At 70.2% G+C, this 16,565-nt stretch carries 12 protein-coding genes; 6 read left to right on the top strand and 6 right to left on the bottom strand.

Translation table 11 applies throughout. From position 1 onward, the window contains the following. Positions 1–168 precede the first annotated feature (168 nt). The gene (locus ABGB14_RS28995) at positions 169–1,821 is read left to right on the top strand and encodes an RNA polymerase sigma factor (protein WP_347646983.1); all 1,653 of its coding nucleotides are present in this window, start codon (positions 169–171) and stop codon (positions 1,819–1,821) included. A gap of 178 nt (positions 1,822–1,999) precedes the next feature. On the opposite strand, the gene ABGB14_RS28990 is transcribed toward ABGB14_RS28995, so the two are convergent. Further along, positions 2,000–2,737, bottom strand: a complete 738-nt coding sequence (locus ABGB14_RS28990; RefSeq protein WP_347646982.1) for a peroxide stress protein YaaA — start codon at positions 2,735–2,737, stop codon at positions 2,000–2,002. Positions 2,738–3,137: 400 nt separating this feature from the next. Here ABGB14_RS28990 and ABGB14_RS28985 point away from each other — a divergent pair, with 400 nt between their 5' ends. Next, positions 3,138–3,869, top strand: a complete 732-nt coding sequence (locus ABGB14_RS28985; protein WP_347646981.1) for a GNAT family N-acetyltransferase — start codon at positions 3,138–3,140, stop codon at positions 3,867–3,869. Positions 3,870–3,992: 123 nt separating this feature from the next. On the opposite strand, the gene ABGB14_RS28980 is transcribed toward ABGB14_RS28985, so the two are convergent. After that, positions 3,993–4,223, bottom strand: coding sequence for a hypothetical protein (locus tag ABGB14_RS28980; RefSeq protein ID WP_132342023.1), 231 nt, complete (start codon positions 4,221–4,223; stop codon positions 3,993–3,995). Between the two features lie 248 nt (positions 4,224–4,471). On the opposite strand from ABGB14_RS28980, the gene ABGB14_RS28975 reads away from it, so the two are divergent. Beyond that, entirely contained in the window at positions 4,472–6,538 is a 2,067-nt protein-coding gene (locus ABGB14_RS28975; protein ID WP_347646980.1) for a DNA topoisomerase IV subunit B, read from the top strand. 719 nt (positions 6,539–7,257) lie between these two features. On the opposite strand, the gene ABGB14_RS28970 is transcribed toward ABGB14_RS28975, so the two are convergent. Then, positions 7,258–7,770: a carbonic anhydrase gene (locus ABGB14_RS28970; protein WP_347646979.1), complete on the bottom strand. Its 513-nt coding sequence runs from the start codon at positions 7,768–7,770 to the stop codon at positions 7,258–7,260. Between the two features lie 203 nt (positions 7,771–7,973). Here ABGB14_RS28970 and ABGB14_RS28965 point away from each other — a divergent pair, with 203 nt between their 5' ends. After that, positions 7,974–8,225 (top strand): hypothetical protein, encoded by a 252-nt coding sequence (locus ABGB14_RS28965; protein WP_347646978.1) that lies wholly within the window; start codon positions 7,974–7,976, stop codon positions 8,223–8,225. A 16-nt stretch (positions 8,226–8,241) separates the two neighbouring features. Here the strand turns inward: ABGB14_RS28965 and ABGB14_RS28960 are convergent, their stop codons facing one another. Continuing rightward, complete coding sequence (locus tag ABGB14_RS28960) at positions 8,242–8,805, bottom strand: thioredoxin family protein (protein ID WP_347646977.1); 564 nt, start codon at positions 8,803–8,805, stop codon at positions 8,242–8,244. Positions 8,806–8,859: 54 nt separating this feature from the next. Here ABGB14_RS28960 and ABGB14_RS28955 point away from each other — a divergent pair, with 54 nt between their 5' ends. After that, positions 8,860–9,231 (top strand): VOC family protein, encoded by a 372-nt coding sequence (locus tag ABGB14_RS28955; protein ID WP_347646976.1) that lies wholly within the window; start codon positions 8,860–8,862, stop codon positions 9,229–9,231. Positions 9,232–9,394: 163 nt separating this feature from the next. Here ABGB14_RS28955 and ABGB14_RS28950 read toward each other — a convergent pair whose 3' ends face one another. Continuing rightward, positions 9,395–12,448: a glycoside hydrolase family 3 N-terminal domain-containing protein gene (locus tag ABGB14_RS28950; protein WP_347646975.1), complete on the bottom strand. Its 3,054-nt coding sequence runs from the start codon at positions 12,446–12,448 to the stop codon at positions 9,395–9,397. Between the two features lie 261 nt (positions 12,449–12,709). Continuing rightward, a complete protein-coding gene (locus ABGB14_RS28945; RefSeq protein ID WP_347646974.1) occupies positions 12,710–15,211 on the bottom strand; it encodes a DNA topoisomerase IV subunit A in 2,502 nt (833 codons plus the stop codon). A gap of 494 nt (positions 15,212–15,705) precedes the next feature. Here ABGB14_RS28945 and ABGB14_RS28940 point away from each other — a divergent pair, with 494 nt between their 5' ends. Continuing rightward, complete coding sequence (locus tag ABGB14_RS28940) at positions 15,706–16,527, top strand: TauD/TfdA family dioxygenase (protein ID WP_347646973.1); 822 nt, start codon at positions 15,706–15,708, stop codon at positions 16,525–16,527. Positions 16,528–16,565: the final 38 nt, after the last annotated feature.

Here is a 16,565-nt window from a genome sequence, read left to right as displayed (position 1 = left end):
GGGTGGAGGTCAACCGCCGGGAGGTGGCCGTATGGAGTGCGGGGTCGTGCCACAATGCTGTGCAGGTCCGTCGCGGTCCGCACGGCCTCACCGATCTCCGAGAGAGGCAACAGCCCCCCAGCGGGCATCTGGGTCCATTGTCGCCACGCGTTCGTTCGAGAGGTGTTCGTGTCGCCTGCAAGTTCGACTCGCTCGAAGCCACAAGAGCTGAACGAGCCCGTCATTCAGCGACTGCTCGAGCGTGGGCGCTCGCAGGGTTTCCTCGAGTCTGAGGATGTCCGTCAGGCCTTCGAGGAGGCGGACATCCCCATGTCGCACGCCGCCGCGTTCTTGCGGAACCTCAGCAAAGAGGGCGTGACCGTGGTGGTGACCGCCGCGGATTCGGCTGCGCCGAAGAAGTCTCGTGGTCCAGCAAAGCGCCGCACCGCCGCCCCCGTCAAGACCAAGACGGCGGCGGCCGCCAAAGAGCAGCAGCCCGAGACCGTGACCGCGGTCGTGGGCACCGCTGAAGCCGAGCCGGCCGCCAAGAAGGCGGCCCCTGCCAAGAAGGCCGCTCCGGCGGCGAAGAAGGCCGCGGCCGCTGCCGCCGCCAAGAAGGCCGAGCCGAAGAACGCTGGGCCTGCCGAGACCAAGCCCAAGGCACCCGAGGCCCCGCGCGCCGACGGAGACGACGAGGACATCGAGCTCGACGGCGACGTGGAGCTGGAAGACCTCGAAGACATCGAAGTCGACGACGAGGAGATCGTCGCCGAGGGCGACTCCGAGTCGGAGGGTGACTCCGACAGCGACGACGAGACCGAGGAGCCCAAGGCCGCCGAGGTCACCGTGGAGAAGACCGAGGAAGAGGTCCTCATCCTCTCCGACGACGACGATGACGCCCCGGTGGCGCAGGTCGCCGCCGCCGGCGCCACCGCCGACCCGGTGAAGGACTACCTCAAGCAGATCGGCAAGGTCCCCCTGCTCAACGCCGAGCAGGAGGTCGAGCTGGCCAAGCGCATCGAGGCGGGACTGTTCGCCGAGGAGCAGCTCGGCGGCGGCGAGACCGAAGGGCTCCCCGTCGATGTCAAAGCCGAGCTCGAGTGGATCGCCGAAGACGGCCGCCGTGCGAAGAACCACCTGCTGGAGGCCAACCTCCGGCTCGTGGTCTCGCTGGCCAAGCGCTACACCGGCCGCGGCATGTTGTTCCTCGACCTGATCCAGGAAGGCAACCTGGGCCTGATCAGGGCCGTCGAGAAGTTCGACTACACCAAGGGCTACAAGTTCTCCACCTACGCCACGTGGTGGATCCGGCAGGCGATCACGCGTGCCATGGCCGACCAGGCGCGGACCATCCGCATCCCGGTCCACATGGTCGAAGTGATCAACAAGCTGGCCCGCGTCCAGCGGCAGATGCTGCAGGACCTCGGCCGCGAGCCCACGCCGGAAGAGCTGGCCCGCGAGCTCGACATGACGCCCGAGAAGGTCGTCGAGGTCCAGAAATACGGCCGCGAGCCCATCTCCCTCCACACCCCGCTGGGCGAGGAGGGCGACAGCGAGTTCGGTGACCTCATCGAAGACTCCGAGGCCATCGTCCCGGCCGACGCCGTCAGCTTCACGTTGCTCCAGGAGCAGCTGCACTCCGTTCTCGACACGTTGTCGGAGCGGGAGGCGGGCGTCGTCTCGATGCGCTTCGGGCTCACCGACGGCCAGCCGAAGACGCTCGACGAGATCGGCAAGGTTTACGGGGTCACCCGTGAGCGCATCCGCCAGATCGAGTCGAAGACCATGTCCAAGCTGCGCCACCCGTCACGCTCCCAGGTCCTGCGCGACTACCTGGACTGATCGACCGCATCACCCCGCCGCCCCGCCCGGACCCGTCCGAGCGGGGCGGCGGCGTCTGCATCCAGCGTTGGGGTCATGAGACACGCGCAGGCCGAGCGTCATGAGCGGCCGGTTGCCGAGACGTGCACGTCGAGCATCTGTGATACGAGACGTGCACGTCGAGCGCCGGGAGTGGTGGCTAGGAGACGTGCACGTCGAGGGTCCATGAGCAGCCGGCGCGCGTGGGCGCTGTCGCTTCGACGCGGTAGCCCAGCGCGTCGAGCACCTTGACCAGTTCATCGGGGCTCGTGGGCGTGGTGTCCTGCCGCAGGAGGGCTCGGGCGATCTCGCCTCGGGTGGCCTTGGCCATGTGACTGACCACCTTGCCGTCCCTGAACACCCGGACCGTCGCCGAACGCTCCCCAGGCAGCCAGGCGCTCGCGTAGGTGGCCGAGCGGAGATCCACCACCAGCCCCGGGATGCCGTCCAGCACCTTCGAGACCTGCGGCCGCCAGAACGCCCCCAGCCCTCCGAGCGGAGGCAGGTTGACGCCCATCGACAGGCGGTAGGGCGGGATCCGGTCGGTGATCCGCACCACACCCCAGAGGCCGGAGAAGATCAGCAGCGACTCCTCGGCCCGGCTGCGGGCCTCGCCGTCCAAGGTGCGCAGCCCGAGGTTGTCGTAGAGCACGCCGGTGTAGAGGTCGGCGGCGGGCAGCGTGGGAGCCGTCTTCAGCGCGACGTTCCTGGCCAGCTCTCCCGCCAGGCCTGGCGTCAGGCCGAGCACGTCGATGGCGTCACGGCGCCTGGACGCCCGCACGAGCGCGCTCATCACCCGCTTGCGGGATCTGTCCAGGGCGGGGAACGACAGCTCGCCGACGGGCGGGCCGCTGCCTTCCGCCGCCTTCCCCTCCGACGGCGGCAACAGAATCAGCACAGCCCCAGCCTAGGGGTTGCTCATCATTCTTCACGGCAGGCCAAGTGGGGCCCCAGCCGCCGACCGGGGCCGGGCTCTGTCCAGGGAGACGCTCACCAGGTGGAGACGGCTGAGCGCCGCGACGGCGCCTCCTGGGCCGTCCGCTTCGCCGAATCGATGGCCATCGTCCGATCGCGGGGCCGTCCTGAGACCTCGTCCGTTGGCTCCTGCCCTCGTTCCGTCCCCTGTTCGTGCCTTCTCCCCTGGGGGAATGCCCGCCGGCCGTGGATGGCCGTTCGTCGGGATGGCACGTGTCGTGGGTGCGGAATGCCGAGGTTGGCCGAATTTGTGTGGGAGGGCGTGGTTTCGGGGGTGCCGGGTGGTTCGTCGGGATGGTGGGCGAGGTGGTTAGGCTGCGCGGATGGACTTCGACGTGCTGGTGCATGAGGCCTGGCCTGCCTACGAGCAGCGCGTACATGACGGATGGGTGCTGCGTTACGCCGGTGGCGTGACCAAGCGGGCCAACTCCGTGCTGCCGCTGCACGCCCCTGCCGATCTCGGCGGCGCCATCGAGGCCGCGGAGGCGTTCTACGACACGCGCGGGCAGCGCTGCGTCTTCTCGCTGGGGCTCAACGCCGCGCCCGGCCTGGACGAGGAGCTTGAGCGGAGGGGGTACGACCTGGTCGATCCGACGGTGATCATGGCCGGCGCGCCGGGGAACGCGCCCGCGTACAAGGTCAGGATCCAGGATCGGCCGTGGCAGGGCTGGCTGGAGACGTGGTGGGCCGTGGACGGGCGCTACGGGGCGGGCGTCGAGGACGCCGAGCGCATCTGCACCGGAGTGCCGGCCTGGTATGCGGCGTACGAGGAGGATGGTGTGGCGTTGTCCGTCGGGAGGGGCGTGCCGCAGAAAGACATGCTGGGGGTCTACTGCATGGCCACGTTGCCCGGCGCCCGCCGGCGAGGGCTGGCGCGCGCGGTGCTGCGGGCGCTGGTCGGGCACGCGGGCACGCGCTCCGCCTACCTGGTCACCACCGCCAGGAACGAGGGAGCACAGGCCCTCTACCGGGGCGAAGGGTTCGAGATCGCGGGAAGCTATCACTACCGTGTGGCCGGCGTGCCGGTCCGGGCAGCGGGTGCACCGGCCGGGTGACGGGCGTAGCTGCTGGGAAGGGGTCAGCGGCGGCCGGGCGAACGCAGCGCGGCGACCCCGGGCACGCCCGGGGTCGCCGCGCTGTTACGCGCTATGTGGTTATCTCATCACGACCAGCGCCGGTCAGCGCTCGTCGTTGGGGGCAACAGTTGGGGTTTCGCTGAGGCGAGCCGACTCGTCCAGGATGTCGGCGCCCTTTTCGCGCAGCGCTGCGATGTGCTGACGCCCATGATGGGCGCAGAACAGCAGCTCCCCACCCACAGGCAGGGTCGCGCGAATGTAGGCCTGGGCACCGCAGCGGTCGCAGCGGTCGAGGGCCGTCAGCGGCTTAACGGGGGCGAGAGCTCCAGTCACGTATCGCCTTTCGGGTCACCCCCGCCGAAGCGAGGATCTGGCGTCAGTCACTTGGAACAACATCTAACCGGACGTGGACGTTCCCAACCGCCCCCTCTCTACGCCCAGAGCAGAATGTGTCCGGAAGTAATGATGATCAGGCGCTTGGTAACAGGAAACGCGGCTCCATGGCAAGCTTGTACGCGCGCGTGTGGGAAGAACGGTAAGCTACGCACACGTGTTCGATGCCTAGACCCAGGGGAGCTGGAGTGACGCTAGTGGAGGCGGGTTACACGGCTCGTCACCTGTCGGTGCTTGAGGGCCTCGAGGCCGTTCGCAAGCGGCCCGGCATGTATATCGGGTCCACCGACAGCCGCGGGCTCATGCACTGCCTCTGGGAGATCGTGGACAACGGGGTCGACGAGGCGCTCGCGGGCCACTGCGACCGCATCGAGGTCGAGCTCCACGCCGACGGCTCCATCGAGGTGCGCGACAACGGCCGCGGCATCCCGGTGGACGCCGAGCCCAAGAGCGGCCTGGCCGGAGTGGAGCTGGTCTATACCAAGCTGCACGCGGGCGGCAAGTTCGGCGGCGGCGCCTACGCCGCGTCCGGCGGTCTGCACGGCGTCGGCGCCTCCGTGGTCAACGCCCTGTCCTCACGGCTCGACGTGGAGGTCGACCTCCACGGCCGGGTGCACGAGATCAGCTTCCGCCGCGGCGTCACCGGCATCTTCGACGGTGAGGGGCCGACGGCCAAGTTCAAGAAGAAGTCCGGGCTGCGCGTCGGCGACAAGCTGCCGAAGAACGTCACCGGCACGCGCGTGCGCTTCTGGGCCGACAAGCAGATCTTCCTGCCCGACGCCGAGGTCTCGCTCGACGAGATCCACGTGCGGCTGCGCCAGACCGCGTTCCTGGTGCCGGGGCTGACCCTGGCGGTCTATGACAGCAGGCACGAGGAGCGCATCGAGGAGGAGTTCCGCTTCGACGGCGGCATCTCCGAGTTCACCGAGTTCCTGGCCCGCGACGAGGCCGTCTGCGACGTGCTGCGCCTGCAGGGCGCCGGCCACTTCCACGAGACCGTGCCGGTCCTCGACGACCAGGGCCACATGACGCCCACGCAGATGGAGCGCGAGCTCCTCGTCGACGTGGCGGTCCGCTGGGGCAAGGGCTACGAGTCGACCGTGCGCTCGTTCGTCAACGTCATCGCCACGCCCAAGGGCGGCACCCACCTGACCGGTTTCGAGCGCGGGCTGGTGCGCACCGTCAACGAGGTGCTGCGCGAGACCCGCCTGCTGAAAAACGGCGACGATCCGGTGACCAAGGACGACATCTCCGAGGGCCTGACCGGCGTGGTCACCGTGCGCGTCCCCGAGCCCCAGTTCGAGGGCCAGACCAAGGAGGTGCTCGGCACCTCCGCGGCCACCCGCATCGTCTCCCACGTGGTCTCCCGCGAGCTCAAAGAGCTGTTCGCCAACCCGCCGCGCGGCTACAAGCAGCCTCTCAGGGCCGTCCTGGAGAAGATCGTCGCGGCGGCCAAGGCCCGCATCGCGGCCCGCGAGCACCGCGACAACCAGCGGCGCAAGAGCGCGCTGGAAAGCTCCGCGCTCCCGGCGAAGCTGGTCGACTGCCGCAGCGACGACGTCGACCGCAGCGAGTTGTTCATCGTCGAGGGCGACTCGGCGCTGGGCACGGCCAAGCTGGCCCGCGACTCGGAGTTCCAGGCGCTGCTGCCGATCAGGGGCAAGATCCTCAACGTGCAGAAGGCGTCCGTGAGCGACATGCTCAAGAACGCGGAGTGCGCCGCCATCATCCAGGTGGTCGGGGCCGGCTCGGGGCGCTCGTTCGACATCGAGGCGGCCCGCTACGGCAAGGTCATCCTCATGGCCGACGCCGACGTCGACGGCGCCCACATCCGTTGCCTGCTGCTGACCCTCTTCCACCGCTACATGCGGCCCATGGTGGAGGCGGGGCGCGTGTTCGCCGCGGTGCCGCCGCTGCACCGCATCGAGCTGACCAACCCCGGCCGGGGCAAGGAGAAATACATCTACTGCTACTCCGACGGAGAGTTGCAGAAGGTGCTGCGCGATCTGGAGCGGCGCGGCAAGCGCTGGAAGGATCCGGTGCAGCGTTACAAGGGCCTGGGCGAGATGGACGCCGACCAACTGGCCGAGACGACGATGGACCCCCGCCACCGCATCCTGCGGCGGGTCCGCATCGAGGACGCCGAGGGCGCCGAGGGCATCTTCAGCCTGCTGATGGGCAGCGACGTGGCGCCGCGCCGCGAGTTCATCGTCAACAGCGCCGCCGAGGTCGATCGCGACCACATCGACGCCTGACGCTCTCTGGCCCCGCCTACCGCCGGAGCACCTCCGCGGCGACGCACAGGGCTCAGCCTTCTGAGTCTTCCAGGCATGCCCGGGAGATGCCTGGCCCTGCGGTGTGCGGCGCTGGAGAGGCCCCTGAAGGGCGAAACGATCCCCCTCTGGGCCCCATGGTCGTTTCGACGGTGGCGTGGCGACAGGGGCCGTTGGGGCTGCAGAGAGGCGTGCGCGGGCGATGAGGGCCGGCTCAAGGCTCCTGCGGGCCCGCGTACCCGAGCGCCTGGCCCAAGCAGGTGCCGATGCCGCGCTGACATTGCAGCACGATCAGCAGCGTGCCGATGAAGTGGTCGAGCAGATCAAGCTGGCGGGACGGAGGGCGATCGCCGTGCGGGCGGACAGCGCCGACCCGGCGGCGGCGGGGCGCCGCAGGCTACGGGCGGCGTCAGGCCACGTTCGCCCTCTTCACGATCCGGTGTTGGCGAGGGTCGCGGGTGTCGCGGTCGCGCCGGGCGATGCAGCGGCGTTTCGCCTGCGCCCTCTGGCCCCCCGCTTGTCCTGCCTGGCGGTCCTCCAGCACGCCGACTCCTCCGCGGCATGTGTCCGCGACGCCGCTCCTCCGGGCGGCGGATCCGCCGGAGGAGGTCTCGGCGGTCGGTCGAGCGTGCGGTTCGGCGGCCGGTGCGTGCGTTCACCGCGCAGACCCGGGAGCCGGGCAGGTCGTCTCCGACGGGACGTCAGGCCGCGTCGGACACCTGTCTCGGGGCCGGGGTCAGCCGGCCGGTGTGGACATCGTAGATGGCGCCCGTCACCGGCAGGTCCTTCGGCAGGAACGGGGTGCTGCGGATCCGCATGAGGTCGTGGCGCAGCGCCTCGTCCTGGTCGGGCACGGTGTGAAACTCGAGGCTGCGGGTGTCGACTCCCTGCCCGCTGGTGAGCGCGTGCACGTCGGAGTCCGTCACCTTGGACATGCCGCAGTCCGTGTGCGGCATCACCAGCACCCGATCGACGCCCAGCAGGTAGACGGCCAGCACCAGGGTCCGCAGTACGTCGTCCGTCACCCGGGCGCCCGCGTTGCGGAGGATCTTGGCGTCGCCCGGTTTGAGACCCAGCAGCCCGAGCGGGTCGATGCGGGAGTCCATGCAGGTCACCACGGCCAGCCCGCGGGCCGCCCGGCCGGTGAGGGTGGAGTTCTCGAACTCCTTGGCGAACGTCGCGTTGGCGGCGTACAGGTCGTCGAACGCTGTCATGACCACAAATATCCCTCACCCGCCGAATTTCATGCTCTCCGGGGGTCACGAATGGCCCGACTTGGCAAACCTCCCACGAATACCCATCGCTCTGCGTGATGATGTCGTAGCCGTATGTACGGGATCGAAGAAGGTTGCTCGTGAGTAGGTCCGAATCCCTTGCCGCGTTTCTCCGCGTTCAAGCCTGGCGTCGCCTCGACCGCGTGGAGTCGAACGACGGTGGCCGTAACGCCAGGAGCGCGCTGGCGCTCCTCGACACCGCCGCCTACGCGGCCGGTCTCCCCGACGACGATCCGCTGATCATCATGTTGGATGAGGCGGGTTGCTACGGGCCGCTGGGCTGCGAGGGCTTCGACCCGGGGGAGGCGGGCACCCGGCTGATCCGGCGCTGGGAGGGCGGCGAACCGCACGAACTGCTGCTCGCGATCCCGTCCGCCATCGCGGCCTCCGGTTGAGGGGACACGCGGGCGATCAGGCGGGTGCGTTGCCCGGCTTCCACTTGATGCCGCACCCGAGTGACGGGTGTTGTTCTTCCGGCACCGGGTCGCCCGCCAGCACGGCGTCGATGGCCGCCCGCAGGGACGCGCCGGTCACCGGTTCCGCGTTGCCCGGCCGCGAGCCGTCGAACTCTCCCCGGTAGGCGAGCCGCATCTGAGCGTCGTACAGGAAGAAGTCGGGCGTGCACGCCGCCCGGTAGGCCTTGGCCACCTCCTGCGTCTCGTCCAGCAGGTACGGGAACGTGAATCCGGCTCGCTCGGCCTGCTCCGCCAGGTGTGCCGGTTCGTCATCCGGGTAGTTCACGCTGTCGTTGCTGGAGATGGCGACGACCGACAGTCTCGCGCCGTAGCCGGCGGCCAGGGCTCCGATGCCGTCCTCGATATGCCGAACGTAGGGGCAGTGGTTGGACAGGAAGATCACCAGTGTGGCGGGAGAGCCTCTGAGGTCCTCCAGCGAGACGCTCCCGCCGTCGATGGCGGTCAGGTCGAAGTCCGGCGCGGGAGTGCCGAGCGGGACCATGAACGAGTTGGCAGCCATGGCAACATTCTTGTCTCCGATCGGCCAGGTAAAACAGGCCGGGAAGGTGAATCGATGAGCGGCATCGCGAGGTTCCGGAGCATCGTGTTGGACTGCCCCGACCCCGAAGGACTCGCGGAGTTCTACTCGCACCTCCTCGGGTGGCCGGTCACGTCCGTCGAGGAGGACTGGGTGGTGGTCTCCGACGGAGGGTCGTCCGGACGGCTGGCCTTCCAGCTCGCCCCCGGCCACCGGCCGCCGGCCTGGCCCGACCCGCAGCACCCCCAGCAACTCCACCTCGATCTCACCGTGGACGACCTGGACGAGGCCGAGGCGCAGGCGGTCAAGATCGGGGCGCGCAAACACGAGCACCAGCCGAGCGAGGACGGCGCATTCCGGGTGTTCCTCGACCCGGCCGGGCACCCGTTCTGCCTCTGCGCCGGCTGAACGCGGGCTCCCGGTCCAGCGACCCCGGCCCGGGCCCTGGGGACTGCTCCCCGGACCGGACCGGGCCGCCGGGACCGGGTTGGGGACTGACCCCGCCCACACCGGGGCCAGTCCCCATCACCGCCGGGCGATGCGCCTGGAGACGGCGTTCATGCTCACCGCGTCAGCGGATCGACCGGGCCAGCAGGTCCACCGCCTTCCTGTACGCGCCCGCCGCCAGTTCGTGGTCGGCCGCGGCGTGCAGGTCTGGCCGCTTGCCGGCGCGCTGCGCGACGTCCCTGGCGACCGAGACGAGCGTGTCCGCCGTGGCGTACGGGACGCTCCGCGAACGTTCGAGCAGCGCCGCAGCCGCTTCGAGCGCGCCCAGGACCACGCGTGTGTCACGGACGGAGCCGTCGGCGTGCCAGTGGCGGCCCGACAGGGCGGGCGCCAGCAGCAGGGCCGCCGTCTTGGACCGGCTGTCGCCGTGGGCGAGTTCGTGTCGTACGCCCTTGAGCCGCTCGCGGGCGCGGTCGGTGCGCAACCCCCACCCGTACGGGAACAGCGGATCGTAGGCGGCGTCGCCCACGTTGATCGGCAGTTGCTCCACCGAGCGGAACCAGGTGAAGGGCAGCCGCCCCGTGTACGGCACCGCACCGAACAGGGTGTCGGCCACGCCGTCGCCCTCGGTCCCCGGCAGCCACGAGGCGACCACGGATTCGACGCCCGACAGGTCGCCGAGCAGCATCGGACGCCCGGAGACCACCAGGACGGCGCACTTCATCGCCCCGCACACCCGGTCGACGGCGGCCCGGTCGGCGGGGGAGAGACCGAGCGTGCGGCCCGCGCGGCCCACGTCGCCCTGGCCCTCGGCGTACGGGGTCTCGCCCACCACCACGACGCCCACGTCGTGCCCCGCCAGGCCGGCTGAGGCGTCCCGCGAGTACGTCACGGATCCGGCACGCGACCGGACGGCCTGCAGGATCGTGGTGCCGGTGGTGATCGGACCGGACGAACCCTGCCAGCTGATCGTCCAGCCGCCCGACTGGTTGCCGATGTCGTCGGCGTTCGAGCCGGCCACGTACACCTTGACGCCGCGCCGCAGCGGCAGCAGGCCGCCCTCGTTCTTCAGCAGCACCTGCGATCTGGCCGCGGCCGTGCGGGCGACCGCGCGGTGCGCCGCCGAGCCGACGTCGCCGAGGCGGGAGCGGTCGGCGTACGGGCGTTCGAACAGCCCCAGCCGGAACTTCTGGGTCAGGATCCTGGCGACCGCGTCGTCCACTCGCGCGATCGGCACCCGACCGGCCTCGACCTCGGCCTTGAGCGCTGCGGTGAACTCGGGATAGGCGTACGGGACCATGATCATGTCGAGCCCCGCGTTGACCGACGTGCGCACGTCGCTCGGGTAGTCGCCGGGGATCTGGTCGATGGCCTGCCAGTCGCTGATCACGAAACCCTCGAACCCGAGCTCGCCCTTGAGCGTGCCGTTGATCAGCTCGTCGTGGGCGTGCATCTTGAGCGGCCCGTCGCCGAAGTCCACGCTGGAGAACGACGGCATCACGGTGGCGACGCCGCGCTTGACCGCCTCCTGGAACGGCGCCAGATGGATCGCCGCCAGTTCCTCGCGACTCGTCAGGGTGACGCCCTGGTCGATGGTGTAGTCGCCGGTGGAGGACGAGCCGTACGCGGTGCCGCCGTCGCCGGCGTAGTGCTTGGCGGTGGCCAGCACCCCGTTGTCCTGCAGCCCGTCGATGACGGTGGCCATCCGCGTCACCAGCGCGGGGTCCTCGCCGAACGACTCGTACGTCCGGCCCCACCGGTCGTCGCGCGCGACGCACAGGCACGGGGCGAAGTTCCACGGGATGCCGGTGGCCCTGACCTCCCTGGCAGTGATCTTGCTCGCCTGCTCGGCGAGGTCGGCGTCGCGGGCGGCGCCCAGGCCGATGTTGTGGGGGAAGATCGTCGCGCCGACCACGTTGTTGTGCCCGTGCACCGCGTCGACGCCGTAGATCAGCGGCACCTGCAGGCGGGTCTGCCGGGCCTGGAGCTGGAAGGCGTCGATCATGTCGGCCCACCCCTCCGGCGTGTTCCTGGCGGGCGCCGACCCGCCGCCGGACAGGAGCGAGCCGAGCCGGTACGTGGCGATGTCGCTCTGCTTGGCCAGCGCGCCGCGCTCGGCCTGCGTCATCTGGCCGACCTTCTCCTCCAGCGTCATCCTGCCCAGCAGGTCGGAGACGCGGTCCTTGACGGGTTCGCGGGCGTTCAGGTACGGCAGGTCGTGCGCGTTGATGACGATGACCGGCGGCTCGGCCGGAGGCCGCGTGCCCGTGCCCGACAGCTCGATCGGGATGGTCTCCGCGACCTCGCTCTGCCGGTCCTTCCTGATCTCGACGGTGAACGTGCGCGCCGAACCGGAGGCGGTGCCCGCGGGGAACGCCAGCGTGCCCTCGGCCGGCGTGTAGTCGTCGCCGGGGGTCGCGGTGCCCGTACCTGTCCGGTAGTCCACGGCCAGGTCGGAGGGGAGCGGCTCTCCGGTGGCCGTGGTGACCGTGACGCTGACCCGTACCTTGTCCTTCTCGTCCACCGGGTAGACGGGCCGGTCCGTGGACAGCCGCACCGGGCGCGGGGGAGCGATCCCGTACACCTGCACCTCGTCCCACCGCAGGGTGCCCTGCGCGGTGGGCAGGCGCATCCCGTAACCCCACATGGCGACCAGGTCCAGCTCGCCGTCGGTCGGGGCTCCGCCGGGCTGGTAGTCGGCGCGGCGGGTGAAGCTCTCGAACGGCACCCTCACCTGCCGCCAGCCCGCCGTGTCATCGGTGAACGACGACTCGAACAGCTCGGAGTTGCCAGGACCGCCGCCGCCGTCCTTGAGCTCGAAGAAGATCTTCTGGCCCGAGCCGGTGCCGTCCACCCAGAAGGAGAACCCCTCGTACGCTGACCAGTCCTGGGTGGCGGGCAGGTCGTGGGACCAGCCGCCCCACTGGCTCACGTCGTAGACCGAGGTGAGCGCCCGGTTCGTGGAGGGCGCCTCCGGTCGGGTGGTGTCGGGCCCGACGGTGAGCGCCGGGGTCGAGGCCGCGTCGTTGCCCCAGGCGTACACGCCGGCGGGCACGCCGTCCGACTCGAAGTCGGTGACCGTGAGCGGTTCGGCGGCGGCCGCGGCGTGTGGGGCGACGATCAGGGAGCCGGTCAGGGTCAGGGCCGCCGCCCATAAGGGTGGTCTGGATGGGAACACGGTACCTCCAGTCGAGGGGAGAGAGCGCTCTCCCAGACCATCGGAGGTAAGGCGCGTTTCATAACATCAGCCCGCCCAGCCCATGAGGACGCGGCCCACCGGGGCCGGGCGCTGCACGCGACCGGACCCGGCGACGCCGTCACACGCGCCGACCAGCCCCGCGCCACCGGCACGTGGGTGATCGCCGGGACCTCAAGGTGCGGAGTCGCCGGTGCCGGGACACTTTCCACCGCAGGCGGAGCCGGTGAACGTGCGCCCCGGTCACTCCTCCAGGGGTGTTTCGCCGTCGGCGGAGGACAGGGCGGCGGGATCGGCGGCGATGGCGCCGCCGATGGCGCCGATCGTGTGCGTGAGGCGGACGCCCGAGCCGTCGCGCCGGCCGAGCTCCTCCGGCAGCGGCACCGGCTTGCCCACCGTGGAGACCCTGCTGGCCTTGGCCGGAGCGGGGCCGGCCCAGGCCAGCAGGAGCTCGTCCTCGCCCTTCAGGAACCGCTGAGCCCGGACGCCGCCCGTGGCCCGGCCCTTCGCCGGGAACTCCGCGTAGTCGGACACCTTGCCGCCGCCCACCTGCGTGCCGGGCAGCGCCGTGGAGGAGCCGGCGATCGTGACCACGTGGCCGGGCCGCTCGGGGTCGACTGCGCCGAACCAGATCGCCCGCGCGTCACCGTCGAGGCGGATGCCCGCCACGCCCCCCGCGGGACGCCCCTGCGGGCGCACCAGCGTGGCGGAGTAGCGCAGGAGCTGGGCGTCGGAGGAGATGAACACCAGGTCGTGGCTCTCCGACACCAGCTCGACGGCGCCCACCACGCGGTCGCCCTCTTTCAGGGTGATGACCTCGAAGTCGTCGCGGTTGGCGGGGTAGTCGGGCACCACCCGTTTGACCACGCCCTGCGCCGTGCCCAGGGCCAGGCCGGGGCTGTCGGGGTCGAGGGAGCCGAGGCCGACGACCTTCTCGTCGGGCTCGAGCGAGACGTATTCGGAGACGGGATGGCCGCCCGACAACGACGGCGGGTTGGCCGAGGGCGGCAGTGTCGGCAGGTCGACGACCTGGACGCGGATCAGCCGGCCGTGCGACGTGACCACGCCCACCTCACCGCGTACGGAGGTGCGGACGACGGAGACGAGCACGTCGTGCGCGGTGCGGTCGCCCTCGCCCGCCAGCGGCGAGGCGTCGGAGGTGCGGGCCAGCAGGCCGGTCGAGGACAGCAGCGCCAGGCACGGGTCGTCGGCCACCTGGAGCGACTGGATGGGGGTGCGGGCGACGCCCGGCGCCTCCAGCAGGACGGTCCGGCGCGGCGTGCCGTAGCGCTTGGCCACGTCGGCCAGCTCGCCCGAGACCACCTGGCGGAGCTTGGCCGGGGAGGAGAGGATCTCGGTCAGCGCGGCGATCTCGTCGCTGAGGGTCTGCTTCTCGCGGTCGAGCTCCAGCTTGTCGTATCTGGTCAGCCGGCGCAGGGGCGTGTCGAGGATGTAGGCGGCCTGGACCTCGGACAGCTCGAAGACGTCCATCAGGCGGGTGCGCGCCTGGGCCGAGTCGTCGGAGGAACGGATGACCTGGATGACCTCGTCGATGTTGAGCAGCGCGATGACGAGGCCGTCGACCAGGTGCAGGCGCTCCTCGCGCTTACGGCGCCGGAACTCCGACCTGCGGCGCACGACCTCGAGCCGGTGGTCGACATAGACCTGGAGCATCTCGCGCAGCCCGAGCGTGCGGGGCTCGCCGTCGACGAGGGCGACGTTGTTGATGCCGAAGGTCTCCTCCATCGGCGTCAGCCGGTAGAGCTCCTCCAGCACGGCCTCGGGGATGAACCCGTTTTTGATCTCGATGACCAGGCGCAGGCCCTTGTGCCGGTCGGTGAGGTCTTTGAGGTCGGCGATGCCCTGCAGCTTCTTACTGGTCACCAGCTCTTTGATCTTGGTGACCACGCGTTCGGGGCCGACGTTGTAGGGGAGCTCGGTGACGATGATGCCCTTGCGGCGCGGGGTGATCTGCTCGACCGTGCACGTGGCGCGCATGCGGAACGTGCCACGCCCCGTCTCGTACGCGTCGCGCACCCCCTGCAGCCCGATGATCGAGCCGCCGGTCGGCAGGTCGGGCCCCGGCACGAACTTCATCAGCTCGTCGAGCGTCGCCTCCGGCTTCTTGATCAGGTGGCGGGCGGCGGCCACGACCTCGGTGAGGTTGTGCGGCGCCATGTTGGTGGCCATGCCGACCGCGATGCCGCTCGTGCCGTTGACCAGCAGGTTGGGGAAAGCCGACGGCATGACCGTGGGCTCGGTCTCCTGGCCGTCGTAGTTGGGCTTGAAGTCGACGGTGTCCTCGTCGAGCGACTCGACCATGAGCATCGCCGCCGGGGCCAGCCTGGCCTCGGTGTACCGCATGGCGGCGGGTGAGTCGTCGGGGGAGCCGAAGTTGCCGTGGCCGTCGACGAGCGGCAGGCGCATGGAGAACGGCTGCGCCAGCCGGACGAGCGCGTCGTAGATGGCGCTGTCGCCGTGGGGATGCAGCTTGCCCATGACGTCGCCGACGACGCGCGAGGACTTGACGTGGCCGCGCTCGGGGCGCAGGCCCATCTCGCTCATCGAGTAGAGGATGCGCCGCTGCACCGGCTTGAGGCCGTCACGGGCGTCGGGCAGGGCGCGCTGGTAGATCACCGAGTAGGCGTATTCGAGGTAGCTCGTGCGCATCTCGGAGGAGACGTCGATGTCGACGATCCGCTCCTCGAAGTCCTCAGGTGGGGGTGCAGTCGTGCGTCGGGCCATCTTGTGCTGCGCGGCTGCCTCGGTCGTCGCGCCGAGGGGAAGCGCATCCTCCTTCTGTCCTTGTGCGGTAACCGTAACCGTCAGCCCGGCAGAGCGGCGTCAGGTCGGCGGGTGGGGCGTCGACGTAAGCTCTCCCGGTCGCGGCGCGACGGCGGCCGAAGGCGCGCGCGGGCACGAGACCGGTGCGGGTGTGACGTTTTCTCCCCTGGAGATGATGGCACGAGCCAGGCGCGCTGTGACGTATCCATGGCGTTGCTCATGCCTTCGCCGGCCGCACGCGGGGCCGCGCGGGCGAGGGCCGCTGCCGTCAAGACGCCTCCTCGGTGATGATCCGGTTGCCGGGGAGTGTGCGGTGTGCGCGTCGCCGGCGTCAAGATGATACGCGATCCCCCGCCACTTCTCGTAAACATGTTCGATGTCCTGCCATTCTTGACCAAGCAATTGCTTGGGTGTTACGTTCCGGACACGAGGGTCCCGTCGTCTCCGGAGGCGTCATGATCGAGTTCCATCCCGTGACGAAGCACATCGGCGCCGAGGTCACCGGGGTCGATCTGCGCAAGCCGCTCTCCCCGGAAGAGGTCACGACCCTGCGCGAGGGCTGGCTCAAGCATCTCGTCCTGTTCTTCCGCGACCAGAACATCGACGACGAGCAGCACCTGCAGTTCGCCCTCAACTTCGGCACGCTCAACCATCCCGCCTTCAAGAAGGACGCCGGCAGCCCCATCCACGTGCTCGACCAGACCTCGCCCAAGGGCGAAGGCGGCGACGAGTGGCACAGCGACAACACCTTCGAACCCACTCCGCCGATGGGCTCGCTGCTGCGCTGCGTCCAGTTGCCCAGCGTGGGCGGCGACACGTGCTGGGCCAACACGTACCTGGCCTACGAGACGCTCTCGCCGTCGCTGCAGCGGTTGTGCGACGAGCTGACCGCCGTGCACGACATCACGATGTCGATGAAGAAGGCCATCTCGAAGGGGCACCCGTTCGACCTGGCCGAGATCCAGGCGAAGTGGCCGCCGATCGAACGCCCGGTCGTCCGCGTGCACGCCGAGACCGGCCGCAAGGCCCTCTTCGTCAACCGCGCGTCGACGACCCGCCTGGTGGGGCTGAGCGACCGGGAGAACGAGGCGCTCCTGCCCTTCCTGATCGACCACATCCGCTCGCCCGAGTTCCAGCTCCGGCTGCGGTGGCGGCCCGGGACGCTGGCCTTCTGGGACAACCGCCCCACCCAGCACTACGCGGTCGCCGACTACACCGAACGCCGCCGGATGCACCGCGTCACCATCAACGCCTTCCCGGAGCACGCCGACGCGTAGCCCTCACGGCACCTGCCCGCGCATGCCGTAAAAGATGC

The organism is Nonomuraea sp. B10E15, from assembly GCF_039871615.1.
Lineage (GTDB): Bacteria > Actinomycetota > Actinomycetes > Streptosporangiales > Streptosporangiaceae > Nonomuraea.
Note: the sequence above shows the minus strand (reverse complement) of the source record. Positions and strands in the feature narration are given on the sequence as shown.